This window comes from Streptomyces sp. NPDC059224 (assembly GCF_042754285.1).
Classification (GTDB): Bacteria; Actinomycetota; Actinomycetes; order Streptomycetales; family Streptomycetaceae; genus Streptomyces.
Map to the genome: position 1 here is coordinate 18598 of NZ_JBHZAN010000013.1, position 14727 is coordinate 33324.

Below are 14727 nucleotides of genomic sequence, written 5' to 3' on the forward strand. Positions count from 1 at the left end.
CGCGGGCCGGCCACCCCGTCCCGTACGGGCCGTAAAATCGACTCCACTGTGTCTGACTCGCTCGATATCCCAGAGACCTCCCGGCCCGACGAGACCGTCCTCGGCGCGGGCTCCCCGCACGCTCCCGACGTGTCCGTGCGGCACACCCGGGCCAAGGGGGAACCCCGGTTCCCGGACGGGCCCAGCGCCGATCCGGCCGGGTCGCACTTCGAGCGGCGGATCCGCAGCTTCCAGCCACGGCGGAGCCGGGTCACCGCCGGGCAGGCCGACGCCCTGCAGCGGCTGTGGCCCACGTGGGGGCTGGACATCGACGGGCAGCACGTCATCGATCTCGGTGAGCTGTTCGGCAACGGCAATCCCGTGGTCCTGGAGATCGGCTTCGGGATGGGTGAGGCGACCGCGCAGATGGCCGCCGGGGACCCGGGCACCAACATCCTCGCCGTCGACGTGCACACACCGGGGCAGGGGAACCTGCTCAACCTCGCCGAACAGAACGGGCTGTCCCACATCCGGGTCGGCAACGGGGACGCGATCATCCTGCTGCGCGAGATGCTCCCGCCCGACTCGCTGGACGGACTTCGGGTGTACTTCCCGGACCCCTGGCCCAAGAAGCGGCACCACAAGCGGCGGCTGATCCAGGCCGAGTTCCTCGATCTCGCGGCGACCCGGCTCAAACCGGGGGCGGTCGTGCACTGCGCGACGGACTGGGAGCCGTATGCCGAGCAGATGCTCGAAGTGCTGGGCGCGCACCCGGCGTTCGAGAACACCCAGCCCGAGGGCGGTTTCGCGGCACGTCCCGGCTACCGGCCGCTGACCCGTTTCGAGGGGCAGGGGCTGGACAAGGGACATGTGGTGAACGATCTGCTCTTCCGTCGCGTACAGCATCCGGTGCAGCAGGGCGAACCGCACCGACCGGAGTCACCTCGTTAGGGTCGATGCCGTGGCCACCTCCCCGCCGCTGTACCCGCCGTATCCGTCGTACCCCCCGGACTCCGCGGGGGGCGGGCTGCGGCATCCGCGCTGGTGGCAGCGGCGCTGGGTGCGATACGGGGCGTTGAGCACCCTGCTGGCCCTGTCCGGCCTGGTGATCCTCGCGCTGGTGCGGGAACAGACGGGCACGGAGGGATTCCTGGTCGGGCTCGGCCTCGCGGTGCTGCCCGTGCCGCTGCTGACAGGCGCGTTCCGCTGGCTCGACCGGGTTCAGCCCGGGCCCTGGCGGAACCTGCTGTTCGCGTTCGCCTGGGGGGCCTGCGCGGCCGCGCTGATAGCGATCGTCGCCAACAGCTTCGCGACGCGCTGGATAGCGACCGCGACAGCGGATCCGAGCAGCGCGGACACGCTCGGGGCGACCGTGATAGCGCCGGTCGTCGAGGAGTCCGCGAAGGCCGCGGCCGTGCTGATGGTCTTCCTGTTCCGCAGACGCGACTTCACCGGGATCGTCGACGGCGTGGTGATAGCCGGGATCACCGCCACCGGGTTCGCCTTCACCGAGAACATCCTGTATCTCGGTACGGCCTTCGGGACCGACCGGCTGACCGGCGACACCGGCATCGCCTCCGTCACCGCCGCGACGTTCTTCGTGCGCATCGTCATGTCCCCCTTCGCGCACCCCCTGTTCACCGTCCTCACCGGCATCGGGTTCGGCATCGCCGCGTCCTCCGGGGAACGGCAGCGCGTGCGGCGGGTGCTCGTGCCGGTGGCCGGTCTGCTGCTCGCGATGAGCATGCACGCGTTCTGGAACGGGTCGCCGACGTTCGGGCGGTACGGGTTCTTCGCCGTGTACGGCATGTTCATGGTGCCGGCGTTCGGGCTGCTGACGTGGCTGGCGATCTGGACCCGGCAGCGGGAGCTGCGGACCGTGCGGGAGGAGCTGCCCGCGTACGTCTACGCCGGGTGGCTGGGCGTGTCCGAGCCGTTCGTGCTCGGCTCGATGCGGGCGCGGCAGATGGCCCGGGAGTACGCCGCGTACCACTTCGGCAAGCCGGCGGGGCGGGCGGTCGCCGCGTACGAGGCGTACGCGACGACGCTGGCCCTGCTGCGCCGCCGGGGACGGCAGGGGCGGGCGGGCGCCGACTTCGTGGTGCGGGAGCGGGAGCTGCTGTCGGAGCTGTGGAGCCGACGCGAGCTGGTCCGCCCCGCCCTGGACTACGCGGCCCGCACGGCCGCCCCGAACGGCTGGCCGGGATACGCGCTTCCGGCCTGTACGGCACCGGGCTGGTACGGCACGACGGTGCCGTACCCGGTCTCCGACCCGTAACGGAGTCGGCGCGTCAGGCGGAGGCCGCCGTGAGCCGCGTCAGTTCCTGCTCCGTCAGCTCCAGGTCCGCCACTCCGAGCAGCGCCGGGAGCTGTTCCACCGTGCGGGCCGAGGCGATCGGGGCCGTGACGGTGGGCTGGGCCGCGAGCCAGGCCAGGGCGACCGTGGGGACCGGGGCGGAGTGGGCCTCGGCGATCTCGTCGAGGGCGGTCAGGACCTGCCGGCCCCGCTCGGTCTCCAGGTACGGGGCGGCGCGGCCGGCGCGGGCGCTGTCGACCGTCGTACCGGGACGGTACTTGCCGGTCAGGAAGCCCGCGGCCAGGGAGAAGTAGGGGACCGCGGCCAGGCCGGTGCGGGAGGCCAGTTCCTGGAGGGGGCCCTCGTAGGTGTCGCGGGAGACCAGGTTGTAGTGGGGCTGGAGGGCGACGTACCGGGCGAGGCCCTCGCGGTCGGAGAGGTCCAGGGACTCCTGGAGCCGCTCGGCGGTGATGTTGGACGCGGCGATGTGCCGGACCTTGCCCGCCCGCACCAGTTCGTCCAGGGCGCCGACGATCTCCTCTACGGGGATCTCGGGCTTGTCGAAGTGCGTGTAGTACAGGTCGATGTAGTCGGTGCCGAGGCGGCGCAGGGAGGCGTCGGCGGCGGCCTTGATGTTGGCGCCCGACAGGCCGGGGTACTCGGGGTGCTGACTGACCTTCGTCGCGATGACGACGTCGGCGCGGTTGCCGCGCGCCTTGACCCACTTGCCGATGACGGTCTCGGACTCACCGCCGTGGTGGCCCTCGATCCAGGCCGAGTACGAGTCGGCGGTGTCCACGAAGTTGCCGCCCGCGGCCGTGTACGCGTCCAGGACGGCGAAGGAGGCTGCCTCGTCGGCGGTCCAGCCGAAGACGTTGCCGCCGAGGCAGAGCGGGAAGACCTCGAGGTCGGATGCGCCGAGCTTGCGGAGGGAGCGGGGAGCGGGAGAAACGGAAGAAGGGGTCATGCCTCAGTTCAACACCGGCTGCCCGCGGACCCATGGCGCCGCAACGCGAAGTTCTCGTAAAAGCGGAAGGCCCCCTCCGACTCCCGGACGCACCGGACCGGCGGCCCTGACGTCGGGGGGTCGTCATCAGGGCCGCCGGGGTTCAGTGGGCTCCGTCAGGGGGTGAGGCCCTTGCCGCGCAGCCACGTCATCGGGTCGATGCCGGTGGCCTGACCGCCGGGGTGGACCTCCAGGTGGAGGTGCGGGCCGGTGACGTTGCCGGTGGCGCCCACCCGGCCGATGACGTCTCCGGTGGCGACCTTCTGGCCGACCTTGACGCCGATCGAGGACTGGTGGCAGAACCACAGCTCGGTGCCGTCGTCGAGGGTGAGGATCGTGCGGTAGCCGTACGAGCCGGCCCAGCCGGCCTCCGTGACGGTGCCACTGTGCACGGCCTTGATCAGGGTGCCGGTGGGGGCGGCGAAGTCGAGACCGGTGTGGTAGCCGGAGGCCCACATGGAGCCGGCCTGCCCGAAGGTGCCGGTGATCGTGTAGGAGACGACCGGCAGCGTGTACTGCTTGGCCAGCGCGGCGAGCCGCTTCTGCTCGGCCTGCGCCTTCTCGGCGGCCTGCGCCTGCTCCTTGGCGTCGGCGGCCTTGGCGGCCGCCGCCTTCTCCGCCTTGGCCTCCGCGTCGGAGACCGCCTTGTCGGCGGCGGCCACGGCCTTGGCGGTGGCCTTGACGTCGATCTGGGTCTGCTGCTGCTCGGCCTGGGCGATGATCCGGCTGCGCAGCGCCTCACCGGCGTCGGAGGAGGAGTCCGCGTCGGTGGCGGTCGTCGTGGTGACGCTGCTGAGCGCGGTCTGGGTGGCCTGGTGGCCGCCGCCGTCGCCGAGCAGGGAGTCGACGGAGGACGGCAGGTCGGGCAGCGAGATGGAGACCGGCGGCTTGCCCGTGTTGGCACTGGCCATGCCGCCCGCGCCGACGGCAGCGATGACGCCGACGCCGAGGACCGTGGAGCTGCGGGCGAGACCGCCGCCGCGCTGCTTGGCGACCCGGTGCCGGCCACGAACCGGGGCGAGGGACTCCTCGGTGGGGTTCCACTCCTCCCAGGGACCCTCGTCGGTGCGGTGTCCGTCGTAGCCGTAGACGTCGGGCTGACGCTGGCTGGGCACGAACGGGGCTGTCGGAGCAGGCCGGTTGGACGCCACGCGGGCGCACTCCTTTCCTTCCGCTGCCTACCGGGTTAGCTGACGGGTTCGGAGCAGGAAGGTCTCCTACGCGCGTATACCGACCGATTGGTGCCCGGTGGTACTTGCGCGATTCACCCCATGGTGGTGGTTCCCCGGTTCCCTTGCGGGATTCGGCGCGTGCGCACGGAGCCGTCGCGGGTGACGGCTGGGACGACCGCGCTGCGTTATCGAACGTTAATAGACCCGGATGGCAGATTCCAAGCCGTTCTCCTTGATCATTACGCATTCGAAGCCTGGACTTACCTGCCATGACCAATCAAAAACGGTCGAGTTGACCATGCATTCCGCGCGACTCAGGAGTCACACGCGTTTTGATGGTGACTCAGATGGTGCGCGGAGGGCGGTCGGACGTGCACCGAGAGTGACGACCCCGGCGGGGACGGGTGCCCACGCCCCAGGGACCGCCGCACGGCGAGGCAGCGCCGTGCCGTCCGGCGGGCCGCCGCCGGTGCACCGGCGCACCTCGGCCGCGCGCCCGCCGCGGCCTCCTGCCGGTCGCCGGTCGCCGGTCGCCGGTCGCCGGTCGCCGAGGCGGACGATCCGGTTGATGCCGATGGCGAGGGCGGCGACGGTGAGCACGGTGACGATCCCGGTGGCGGCGCCGGTGTCCGGCAGGAGGCCGCGGCGGGCGCGCACGCCGCAGGTGGCGAGGAAACGTGGCGACGCCCGCGAGGAACGTGGTGCGCAGGGACGAGAGGGGTGCGGCGATCAGCGGGGCGGGCAGGAGACGAGCCGGGATCCGGGCGTCGGCGGCCCCGTCGTCCAGCGCGTCCGCGGGGCCCACGGTACGACTCCCCATGTCCCAGGTGTCCGACGGGCGTCCGTCCAGGTTTGCGGCTGCGAGCGAGCGGAGGCGATCGCCGTACGCCGGGCGGATGAGTACGGAGGGGTGTGAGGAGGAACACGTAAATGAGCACGGGCCGGTATACGACTCAGGGCCGGAATCCTGTTTCTAGGATTCCGGCCCTGGTCTTCAGTAGCGGGGACAGGATTTGAACCTGCGACCTCTGGGTTATGAGCCCAGCGAGCTACCGAGCTGCTCCACCCCGCGTCGTTGAAATCAGCATACGCCATCGGAGGAGGTGAAGTCACATTGGTTAATTGCGGTCAGCCCAGCAGGTGACCGTTCGGGGCCTTCGCCAGGTCCTCGTACTCACCCAGCACCAGCACCGCCACCCCCGACTCGCGCAGCACGCCCGTCCCGTCCGCGGCCTCGACGAAGGTGTCCGGCTCGCGCCACGCCGTCACCACCCGCCGCACCCCGGCGCGGAGGATCAGCTCGGCGCAGGGGTGCGGCCGGGAGGCGCGGCGGGTGCAGGGTTCGAGGCTGGTGTAGACGGTGGCCGCGGCCAGCCGGGGGTCGGCCGGGGAGATCTTGGCCAGGGCCGCCTCCTCCGCGTGCACGACGGGGTCACCGGCCTCCCGGGAGTGGCCGCGGGCCAGTTCCGTGCCGTCAGCCGCGACCACCACCGCGCCGACGCTGAACGCGGTCCGGGAGGGCGGGCAGTCGGCCGCCAGCTCGCAGGCGATCCGCAGCCAGTGCCGGTCCGCTGGGGCCGCCGATCCGCCCGCGCCGGGGGCGGTGGGCTCGTACCGCGTCAGGACCACATCGCCGATACGGCGGCTCTCCAGGAGCCGCAGCCGCCCCTGCTGGTATCCGCCGGGTCCGAACAACCGCGGTGCCTTCGGGTCGCCGACGAGGAGGGGGGCCAGGACCAGCTGGAGTTCGTCGGCCAGGCCCTGCTGGAGGAGCTGGGTATGGACGGTGCCGCCGCCCTCGACCATCAGGCGTCCGACCCCCCGCACCTCGTGCAGGTCCGTCAGCAGCGCGGGCCAGTCGAGCTCGGCGCCGAGGGGGACGACGTCCGCGGCGACACCGAGGCCGCGGATCCGGGCCGCGCCCGCATCCGTCGTGTACACGACCTTCCCGCCGCCGGTGTGCCAGAACCGCGCGTCCGGGTCGAGGTCGCCGCTCGCGGTGACCGTGACCTTGAGGGGGTACTCGGGCTTGCCCGCCGCGACCCGGGCCGCGCGCCGCCCGGGGTCGTTGACCAGCAGCCGCGGGTTGTCCGCACGGATGGTGCCGGCGCCGATCAGGATCGCGTCGACGGAGGCCCGCACCTCGTCGACGCGGTCGAAGTCGGCCGGGGACGAGAGCAGCAGACGGTCGGGGCCGGTGTCGTCGAGAAAGCCGTCGAGGGAGACGGCGGCGGACAGCAGGACGTAGGGGTACGGCATCGGACGTGCTCACTCCCGGGGGCGACGGGCAGGCTTGGTTAAAGTTTGAAACAAACCTACACTGGCGCCATGACGACTCGCTGGCTGACGCCGAAGGAGCAGAGCGCCTGGCGCGCCTACATCTCGGCGACGAACCTCCTGGACGACGCGCTCGACCGGCAGCTCCAGCAGGACGCCGGCATGCCGCATCTGTACTACGGCATCCTCGTCAGTCTCTCCGAGGCACCGGAGCGCAAGCTGCGCATGACCGACCTCGCCGAGAAGTCGAAGATCACCCGGAGCCGGCTGACGTACGCGGTGACCCGGCTGGAGAAGGACGGGCTGATCCGGCGCGAGGACTGCCAGTGGGACAAGCGGAGCAGCTTCGCCGCCCTGACCGACGAGGGCATGGCGGTGCTGGAACGCGCGGCACCCGGACACGTGGAGACGGTACGGGCGGCGGTGTTCGACCATCTCTCCGCCGAGCAGGTCGAGCAGCTGGAGGAGATCAGCACGGTGATCGCGCGGGCGCTGGAGGGCAAGGCGTCGACCCCGCGGCCGACCTCGGACGAGGTTCCCTGGCGGCGCCGGTCCTCGCCCTGTTCCGGTCCGGCGTAAGGCCGTTCCGGTCGCCCGCCAGAGGTCGGCCCGCCGTGCGGCGCCACGGTGGGACCTCGTGGTTATTCCCGCGGAATCCTATTGCTTCAAATTTAAAACATGGATAGTGTTCCAGCGGCGGATCTGCTTCAAATCTGAAACAGAGGCCGCTAGCGTCCTGCACCCGGACACAGGAGAGCCCGATGACCGACTTCCCCGCCGCCACCCAGCGCGCCCGCGTCCGAGTTCCGCTGCGCTTCACCGACGGCTACAGCGTCGACGCCGAACTGGTCACCTTCCATGGCCTCACCGACGGCCTGGAACACGTGGCCGTCTTCCTCGGCGACCCCGCCCCCGGCACGCTTCCGCTGGTGCGGCTGCACTCCGAGTGCCTGACCGGGGACGTCTTCGGCTCGGCCCGCTGCGACTGCGGACCCCAGCTGCGGGAAGCCGTCGAGCGCATCGCGGAGCGCGGTGGCGTCCTGCTCTACCTGCGCCAGGAGGGACGCGGCATCGGCCTCTACAACAAGCTCGACGCCTACGCCCTCCAGGACCAGGGGCTCGACACGTACGAGGCGAACGCCGCCCTCGGCCTCCCCGAGGACGCGCGCGACTACACCGCCGCCGCCCAGATGCTGGCCGCGCTCGGTGTCACGGACCTCGACCTGCTCTCCAACAACCCCGACAAGGCCGAGCAGTTGCGCGGCCTCGGCGTCACGGTCCGCGACCGCGTGCCGACCGGTGTCTTCCGCACCGCGCACAACGTCCGCTACCTGCGCGCGAAGGTCCTGCACACCCAGCACACCCTCCCGCTCGGTGAGTTGACGGACCTCAACGCGGGCTGAGCAACGGGGCGGCGGCCGACGCCGTCCCCGTGGCGCCGGATCGTCAGGCGAGCCAGTCGGCGTACCGGGTGGGGGCGAGGTGTGCGTCCTTGTCGGTGAGGACGTCGCCCTTGACGACGGCGAACATGCCGGCGGTGGGATCCGTGACGACGGTGCGGTTGTCACCCTTGTGGGACAGGGTGATCCGGCCCAGCTCGTCCAGGGTGAAGATGTCGGGACCGGCAATGTCGCGGATGCCGTTGAGCGGGGCGCCCGCGGCGACCTCCGCCACCTCCGAGGCCACGTCCGCGGCGGCTATGGGCTGGATGGGCGTGGCGGGCAGCCGGACGGTGTCGGCGTCGGAGGTCCAGGACATGACGTCGTCCATGAACTCCATGAACTGCGTCGCCCGGACGATCGAGTAGGGGACCGACCCGGTCGCGAGGATGTGCTCCTGGAGCGTCTTGGCCCGGTAGTAGTCCATCTCCGGCACCTGGTCCACGCCGACGATCGAGAGGATCACGAAGTGACCGACGCCGGCCCGGCCGGCCGCGGCCACCAGGTTGTCCATCGAGGTCTGGAAGAAGGCGGGGGAGGCTTCGTCGAAGGTCGGCGAGTTCGTCAGGTTGACGACGACGTCGGCCCCGGCCAGCGCCTCGTCCACTCCCTCGCCGGTGAGGACGTCGACGCCGGTGGACTTCGAGTGCGGTACGGCCTCGTGCCCGGCCGCGGCCAGCTTCCTGACGACCTGCGATCCGATCAGCCCGGTCCCGCCGATGACTGCGATCTTCATGGCATGCCTTTCGCAGGGGTTCGTTGCGATGCCTTTATCTAGAAATATGACATCGAAATGACCGGGTGGGCGAGGCAGGAGGAAGCACCCCTCCGCCCAGCGGCGTCCTCAGAGACCGTCGACGAACGTGACCGTCTCGCCGAGCGGTGCCCGGCCCGTGCGGGGGGAGTGCACCGAGACGTCCTCGTACCCGATCGACATGCCGCAGAAGAGGACGAGTCCGTCCGGCGGTGAGAGGACCTCCGCGACGGTCCGGCGGAACTTCGCCCAGGCCATCTGCGGGCAGCTGTGCAGCCCCTCGGCGCGCAGCAGCAGCATGACGGTCTGCAGATACATGCCGACGTCGGACCACTGGGGGCGGCCCAGGTCGCGATCGACGTAGCAGAACAGGGCGGCGGGAGCGCCGAAGCACTGCCAGTTCGCGGAGGCGGCGCGCTGGCGGGCCTCCAGGTCCTCGCGCGGGATGCCGAGCGCGCCGTAGCGCTGCTCGCCGAAGCCGGACCTGCGCTCACGGTAGGGGGACTTCAGTACGGCCGGGTACTGCTCGTACTCCGGCTCGTCCCAGGGGTCGCCCTCGGCCAGACGCCGACCCGCACGCTTCTTGATCTCGGCAAGCGGCGCCCCGGTGACCACGTACGCGTGCCACGGCTGGATGTTCGAGCCGGACGGCGCCCAGGCCGCCGCGGACAGCACCCGCTCCAGCGGCTCCCTCGGGACGGGTCGGTCGGCGAACCCGCGCACCGCCCGCCGGCTCGTGACCGCTTCGTAGACGTCCATGATCGCCCGTCTCCGTCCGCCTGCCGCGCCCATCGCCGCTTCACCCACGATAGTATCACTCGATACGGTATCGAGTGAAATGATCGCCCCGCAGTCCGGGTCCAGACAGGGGACTTCCGCAGGACATGGGAGGGGAACCCGGAGGACACGGTGGTCCACCCCGCTCTCGCGGCCGAAGCCGGGTACGCGGCCGACCGGCACACCCCCGAGCAGCCCGCCGCCAGGCCTCCTCGGCCTCCGAGCGGACCTCGACCTCATCGGCCCCGAACTCACCATGGCCGCCCACAACCCGGCCTGGCCGCATGGCCCTTCGGGCCTAGGCCTCGCCGTCCGCGGGATGGGCCAGCCTGGTCAGCAGGTCACTCAGCCGCTCGACCTCGCCGGGACCCAGTTCGCCGGCGAGGCGGTCGACCAGCGGCTCCGCCGCCGCGTGGGCGGCGTCGAAGAGTTCCAGCCCCTCAGGCGTGATCTCCACCTCCCGCACCCGCCGGTCCCCCGGCACGGCCTTGCGCACGGCCAGGCCCTTGCGCTCCAGGTCGTCCACGACCCGCATGATCCCGGCCTTGTCCGACCCGGTGGCCGCCGCCAGGTCCCGCTGCACCGTGGGCCCGCGGTTCACGAGCACGATCAGCACCGCGAAGTGCCGCAGCTCGATACCGAGCGGCCGCAGCGCCTCCCCCATCACCGCGGCGGCATGCCAGTGCGCCCGGCGCAGCAGCAGACCGAGGGCGAAGGGCGAGGCGTCCCCGGGACGGTCCGTCGCCCGCGCGGCACTGGTTCGGTCGGGAGGATCGGTGGCCACGGAGCCAGATTACTTCATTCGATACGGTATCGACCGAAACAGAACGTGGATCCGGGAGCCGAGGGAACCCAACCGGGCCCCCCGCTCCGGGGGTTGGCGGCACCTCCGGCCATGTCCGGTCCACCGGAGACCGCTTCCGCTTTCGCGTTCCGGCGTTCCGGCGTTCCGGCGTTCCGGAAACGACACAGCGCCCGACCCGACCGGAGTCGACTCAGGCGCTGCACAGCAGGTCGGGGGCCATGTCCCCCCGCCGCCACCGGTAGGCCGTGTGGGACTCGAACCCACAACCAATGGATTAAAAGTCCACTGCTCTGCCAATTGAGCTAACGGCCCAGGCGATGTTGCCTCCCCGAGCATAGCCGGACGGAGCCGTGTCGCCGATCGGGTATCGGGGTCACGGCCGCGTCGTACGGCAGAAGTGGCCCGGAGGGTCAGAGATCGACCAGTTTGGCGGTCTCCTCGTGGCGTGCTCTGTCCGGGTGGAGGAACCAGTGCCGGGCCGAGACCCGCCACCAGATCGCGGCGAAGCCGAGGACCGCCAGGACGGCCACCGGGGCGTAGTTGAAGGACTTCCAGGTGACCGGGGAGACCTGCGGAAGCATGAAGAGGACGGTGATGACGCCGACCCAGGTCACCGAGATCACACCGATCACCCCGGACCAGCGGCCCAGGTGCCACGGCCCGCGTTCGAACGCGGCACCCTTCCTCACCCGCAGCAGCGTCGGGATCACGTAGGCCACGTACAGCCCGATCACCGCGATCGACGTCACCGCGGCGTAGGCCGTGTAGTTGATGAGGTACGGCAGGCCCAGGGCGAGCGCGGACAGGGCCGCCAGCCAGACCGCCGCCACCGGGGTGCGGGTGCGCGGACTGACCGTGTGCCAGAGGCGGGAGAAGGGCAGCGCGCCGTCGCGGGAGAAGGCGTAGATCATGCGGCTGTTGGCCGTCACCGAGGCCATTCCGCAGAAGAGCTGGGCGCCGATCACGACGAGGAGCAGCAGCTTGCCCGTGGTCGCGCCGAGGGCGTCCAGCAGGATCTGCGCCGGGGGCGCGCCCGTCGGGGACGCCAGTTCCTTGTCGTACGACTGGATGGCGAAGGTGAAGCCGAGGAGGAGCACGAAGCCGGCGATCCACGAGGTCCAGATCGAGCGGACGATGCCGCGCGGACCCGCCGTCGACGCGTCGTGGGTCTCCTCGGTCATGTGCGCCGAGGCGTCGTACCCGGTGAAGGTGTACTGGGCCATCAGCAGGCCGAGCAGGACGACGTACGGGCCGCTGCTCCAGCCGGTCTCGTTGACGAACTTCGTGAAGACGAAGGACGCCGACTGGTGGTGGTCGGGGACGAACGTCAGCGCGCCGACGATGACCGCGACGCCGACGACGTGCCACCACACGCTCACGCTGTTGAGCAGCGCGACGATGCGGACGCCGAAGGTGTTGAGAAGACCGTGCAGGACGAGGATCCCGGCGAACAGGAGGATCGTGCGGCCGGGGGTGACGGTGAAGTCGAACTGCAGGTTCAGGTAGGCGCCCAGGAAGGACGCGGCGCCGAAGTCGATACCCGCGGTCACCGCGACCTGGCCGAGCACGTTGAACCAGCCGGTGAACCATGCCCAGGCGGCCGCGGAGCGCGGCGGGGCCAGCCGGTGGGCCCAGAAGTAGAGGCCCGCCGAGGTGGGATAGGCGGAGCAGATCTCGGCCATGGAGAGGCCGACGAAGAGGGTCATCAGGCCCACGGCCACCCAGCCCCAGGTGATCACGGCGGGGCCGCCGGTGATCATGCCGAAGAGGTAGAGGGTGAGACAGCCGGAGAGGACCGAGATGATCGTGAAGGAGACCGCGTAGTTCGAGAAGGCCGACATACGGCGGGCCAGGACCTGGGTGTAGCCGAGCTGGGCCAGCCGCTCCTCGTCGGAGGTCGCTGTGCCTATCGCGTCATCTGTCATGCCCCCAGCGATTCCCTCACCGGGGGCGTGACATGCATCACAGCTTGGCCGAAAACACTCTGGAACCCGCCGGAAACAGGCCGCCTAGAAGAGCGCCCTGAAGCGCTGCCACCCCGTCGCGATCTTCACCCGGGCGGCGAAGGACCCCTTGCCGGTCCCGGTCTGCCGGTACAGATTGCCCGCGGTGTCCCGCATCACAAGGTCGTTCTTGCCGTCCCCGGTGATGTCGCCGACGCCCACGACCGCGTTGTACGAGGCGTTCCAGTGCGCCGCGACCATCACCCGCTCCTTCACCTGGCTCGTCCCGGTGCCGTCGTAGCGCCAGAGCGCGCCCGCCTTGTCGAGCGCCAGCACGTCCCCGAAGCCGTCGCCGTTCAGGTCACCGGCGCCGACGATCTTCGTGTACGCCGACCAGGTGCGGATCTTGACCCGGGCCTTCAGCTTGCCGGCCCCGTCGTTCGCGAACAGGTAGACGTCCCCGGTGGCGGACTTCCGGGCCAGCAGGTCGGTGAGGCCGTCGCCGGTGAGGTCACCGGGAGCGGTGAGGACGTCGTACCCGTTCCAGCCGGTGCCGAGGGAGGCGTGCCTGTCGGACGGCTTGTACGAGCCGTCGCACTTGCCGTCGTACCGGCGCAGCTCCCCGTTCGGCATCCGCACCAGCATCTCCGCGCACCGGTCGCCGTTCATGTCCCCGAAAGGAACGGCCGCCGTGCCCGCCGCCCAGCCGGAGGCCGACCGATGTCCGGTGAACTTGCCGACGCCGGTGGTGGCGTACAGCATCAGGCTGCCGGTGGAGTTGAGGGCCGCCAGCTCGCCGTAGTAGAAGCCGTTCTGGTCGTGGAAGCCCTGCGTGCCGCCGGTGTAGCCGAACTTCCCGCTCGTCGTGTAGGTGCCTGAGCCCTCCACCGCGGTGGCGGTCAGCGTCCAGGTCTTCGGACCGTTGAGCGGGTAGCCGCCCCTGTCGTTCGTCCCGTCCCAGTCGACGGCCACGGAAGCCGCGCTGCCCTTGATGGTGCGGTCGGTGCGCCCGTGCGTGTCCTTCACGGTGAAGGTCCAGTTCGCGGGCTTGCTGAGCTGCCAGAGGCTGTCCCAGGTGGTGCTGCCCGATACGCCGACCCTCGGGTTCTCGTCCGAGTCGTCCGGGTTCGACTCGACCCCGGTCAGGGACTGTGTCGGCACCCCGCTCGGCGCTATTCGGATCACGTCGTCCGGGCCGACGTAGGCGATGTCACCACCGAACTTGTCCACGGACCAGGTCAGCCGTCGCTGGTCGGTGGTGTGCCCGGCGGGCAGGTCGGCGATGGCGCGGGCCACGGCCGCGGTCCCGGTGTGGAAGTCGGTCAGCATGAGCTTGCCCGCGGTCCGGTCGTGCTGGACGAGGTAGCCGTCACCGACGAGCGCCGGGCCGGAGGGCACCTTGACGTTCTTCTTCGCCGTGCGGTCGTACACGCCCGCCGCGCCGGTCGGGCCGCAGTTCCAGTAGACCCAGCGGCCGACGACCTGGAGCTCCTTGACCGTGCAGGGCGCACCGGTGGAGACGGTGGCGACCGTCTTCTTCGTCTCCAGGCCGTATCCGGTGACGACGCCGTTGCCGGTGCCCGGCGTCCACAGCGTCGAGCCCCACACGGAGGCGGCGGTGATGGACCGGGTCAGCCGGACGTCCTCGTAGCGGAACGGGTTCACCGCGTCGACGTACTGCTTACCGGTGGAGGATGCCTGGTAGACGTAGTAACGGCCGCTGGCGTCGACGAACCGGCCGCCGGTGACGGTCGGTTGGGACTTGCCGTCCAGGGTGTTGCTGCCCAGGTGGATCTGGGCCGTCTGCCTGCCGGTGCCGTCCTCCATGAAGGCGCCGACCCAGGTGTTGCCGAAGGAACGCGTCGGCACGCACCCCTGCGGCCCCGCGTCGCACGGCACCCGCTGCGGATGGATGCCGGTGCTGTCGGCCATTCCCCGGTACGTCTTCTCCAGCACCGTGGAACCGTCGGCCGAGATCCGCCGGCCGACCAGCCACTGGTAGCCGCTCGGGGTGTTCTCCACGGAGGTCAGGAAACCGCCCGCGTAGTCGATGCCCCAGACGCCGTCCGTGGCGATGGGCGTCGGGGTGGTGTCCGCCGTGGCCGTGCCCGCGGTGGTCAGCGAACCGGCACCGAGGGCGGCCAGTCCGACAAGAGTGAGTGCGATCCGGGCGTGCCGGTTCAAGGAGTCCCCCAAGAAGTTCAAAATTCAAGAGATCCTAACCGTCGCCGCACGGACACCCCTAGTGAATTGACCGTGAACAGAAGGTGGTTGCCGGG

Annotated in this window: 13 protein-coding genes, 2 tRNA genes and 1 riboswitch; of the genes, 4 read left to right on the forward strand and 11 right to left on the reverse strand. The window is 70.7% G+C overall.

Going from position 1 to position 14727, the window contains the following annotated elements; genetic code table 11:
- The first annotated feature begins 48 nt into the window (after window positions 1-48).
- Both trmB and ACFXI4_RS15570 read left to right on the forward strand, forming a co-directional pair.
- Complete coding sequence (gene trmB / locus ACFXI4_RS15565) at window positions 49-930, forward strand: tRNA (guanosine(46)-N7)-methyltransferase TrmB (protein WP_384990746.1); 882 nt, start codon at window positions 49-51, stop codon at window positions 928-930.
- A 10-nt stretch (window positions 931-940) separates the two neighbouring features.
- Entirely contained in the window at window positions 941-2257 is a 1317-nt protein-coding gene (locus tag ACFXI4_RS15570; protein ID WP_384990748.1) for a PrsW family intramembrane metalloprotease, read from the forward strand.
- Window positions 2258-2270: 13 nt separating this feature from the next.
- Here the strand turns inward: ACFXI4_RS15570 and ACFXI4_RS15575 are convergent, their stop codons facing one another.
- From ACFXI4_RS15575 to ACFXI4_RS15595, 5 genes are all read right to left on the reverse strand, one after another.
- The gene (locus ACFXI4_RS15575; protein WP_384990751.1) at window positions 2271-3242 is read right to left on the reverse strand and encodes an aldo/keto reductase; all 972 of its coding nucleotides are present in this window, start codon (window positions 3240-3242) and stop codon (window positions 2271-2273) included.
- A 155-nt stretch (window positions 3243-3397) separates the two neighbouring features.
- Window positions 3398-4432: a M23 family metallopeptidase gene (locus ACFXI4_RS15580; protein WP_384990752.1), complete on the reverse strand. Its 1035-nt coding sequence runs from the start codon at window positions 4430-4432 to the stop codon at window positions 3398-3400.
- A 7-nt stretch (window positions 4433-4439) separates the two neighbouring features.
- Window positions 4440-4600: riboswitch (cyclic di-AMP (ydaO/yuaA leader) on the reverse strand.
- A gap of 174 nt (window positions 4601-4774) precedes the next feature.
- Entirely contained in the window at window positions 4775-5110 is a 336-nt protein-coding gene (locus ACFXI4_RS15585) for a hypothetical protein (RefSeq protein WP_384990755.1), read from the reverse strand.
- 341 nt (window positions 5111-5451) lie between these two features.
- Window positions 5452-5525: transfer RNA gene (locus ACFXI4_RS15590), tRNA-Met, on the reverse strand.
- A gap of 56 nt (window positions 5526-5581) precedes the next feature.
- Window positions 5582-6712 (reverse strand): dihydrofolate reductase family protein, encoded by a 1131-nt coding sequence (locus ACFXI4_RS15595; protein WP_384990757.1) that lies wholly within the window; start codon window positions 6710-6712, stop codon window positions 5582-5584.
- Between the two features lie 69 nt (window positions 6713-6781).
- Here ACFXI4_RS15595 and ACFXI4_RS15600 point away from each other — a divergent pair, with 69 nt between their 5' ends.
- Both ACFXI4_RS15600 and ribA read left to right on the forward strand, forming a co-directional pair.
- The gene (locus ACFXI4_RS15600) at window positions 6782-7309 is read left to right on the forward strand and encodes a MarR family transcriptional regulator (protein WP_362724446.1); all 528 of its coding nucleotides are present in this window, start codon (window positions 6782-6784) and stop codon (window positions 7307-7309) included.
- A gap of 182 nt (window positions 7310-7491) precedes the next feature.
- Entirely contained in the window at window positions 7492-8133 is a 642-nt protein-coding gene (gene ribA / locus ACFXI4_RS15605) for a GTP cyclohydrolase II (protein WP_384990760.1), read from the forward strand.
- Window positions 8134-8176: 43 nt separating this feature from the next.
- Here ribA and ACFXI4_RS15610 read toward each other — a convergent pair whose 3' ends face one another.
- The 6 genes from ACFXI4_RS15610 to ACFXI4_RS15635 form a co-directional block, all read right to left on the reverse strand.
- The gene (locus ACFXI4_RS15610) at window positions 8177-8905 is read right to left on the reverse strand and encodes an SDR family oxidoreductase (RefSeq protein ID WP_384990762.1); all 729 of its coding nucleotides are present in this window, start codon (window positions 8903-8905) and stop codon (window positions 8177-8179) included.
- A 108-nt stretch (window positions 8906-9013) separates the two neighbouring features.
- Window positions 9014-9682, reverse strand: coding sequence for a nitroreductase (locus ACFXI4_RS15615; protein WP_384990765.1), 669 nt, complete (start codon window positions 9680-9682; stop codon window positions 9014-9016).
- 316 nt (window positions 9683-9998) lie between these two features.
- Entirely contained in the window at window positions 9999-10484 is a 486-nt protein-coding gene (locus ACFXI4_RS15620; RefSeq protein ID WP_384990768.1) for a MarR family winged helix-turn-helix transcriptional regulator, read from the reverse strand.
- A 260-nt stretch (window positions 10485-10744) separates the two neighbouring features.
- Window positions 10745-10817 (reverse strand) — tRNA-Lys (locus ACFXI4_RS15625).
- 98 nt (window positions 10818-10915) lie between these two features.
- A complete protein-coding gene (locus ACFXI4_RS15630) occupies window positions 10916-12430 on the reverse strand; it encodes an amino acid permease (RefSeq protein ID WP_384990770.1) in 1515 nt (504 codons plus the stop codon).
- An 84-nt stretch (window positions 12431-12514) separates the two neighbouring features.
- Complete coding sequence (locus tag ACFXI4_RS15635) at window positions 12515-14644, reverse strand: FG-GAP repeat domain-containing protein (RefSeq protein WP_384990772.1); 2130 nt, start codon at window positions 14642-14644, stop codon at window positions 12515-12517.
- Window positions 14645-14727: the final 83 nt, after the last annotated feature.

What these genes read in the sequence shown, in the direction of transcription:
- ACFXI4_RS15615 (WP_384990765.1), bottom strand. Translation starts at nt 9,682, where the DNA reads ATGGACGTCTACGAAGCGGTCACGAGCCGGCGGGCGGTGCGCGGGTTC.
- ACFXI4_RS15630 (WP_384990770.1), bottom strand. Translation starts at nt 12,430, where the DNA reads ATGACAGATGACGCGATAGGCACAGCGACCTCCGACGAGGAGCGGCTG.
- ACFXI4_RS15595 (WP_384990757.1), bottom strand. Translation starts at nt 6,712, where the DNA reads ATGCCGTACCCCTACGTCCTGCTGTCCGCCGCCGTCTCCCTCGACGGC.
- ACFXI4_RS15575 (WP_384990751.1), bottom strand. Translation starts at nt 3,242, where the DNA reads ATGACCCCTTCTTCCGTTTCTCCCGCTCCCCGCTCCCTCCGCAAGCTC.
- ACFXI4_RS15600 (WP_362724446.1), top strand. Translation starts at nt 6,782, where the DNA reads ATGACGACTCGCTGGCTGACGCCGAAGGAGCAGAGCGCCTGGCGCGCC.
- ACFXI4_RS15610 (WP_384990762.1), bottom strand. Translation starts at nt 8,905, where the DNA reads ATGAAGATCGCAGTCATCGGCGGGACCGGGCTGATCGGATCGCAGGTC.
- ribA (WP_384990760.1), top strand. Translation starts at nt 7,492, where the DNA reads ATGACCGACTTCCCCGCCGCCACCCAGCGCGCCCGCGTCCGAGTTCCG.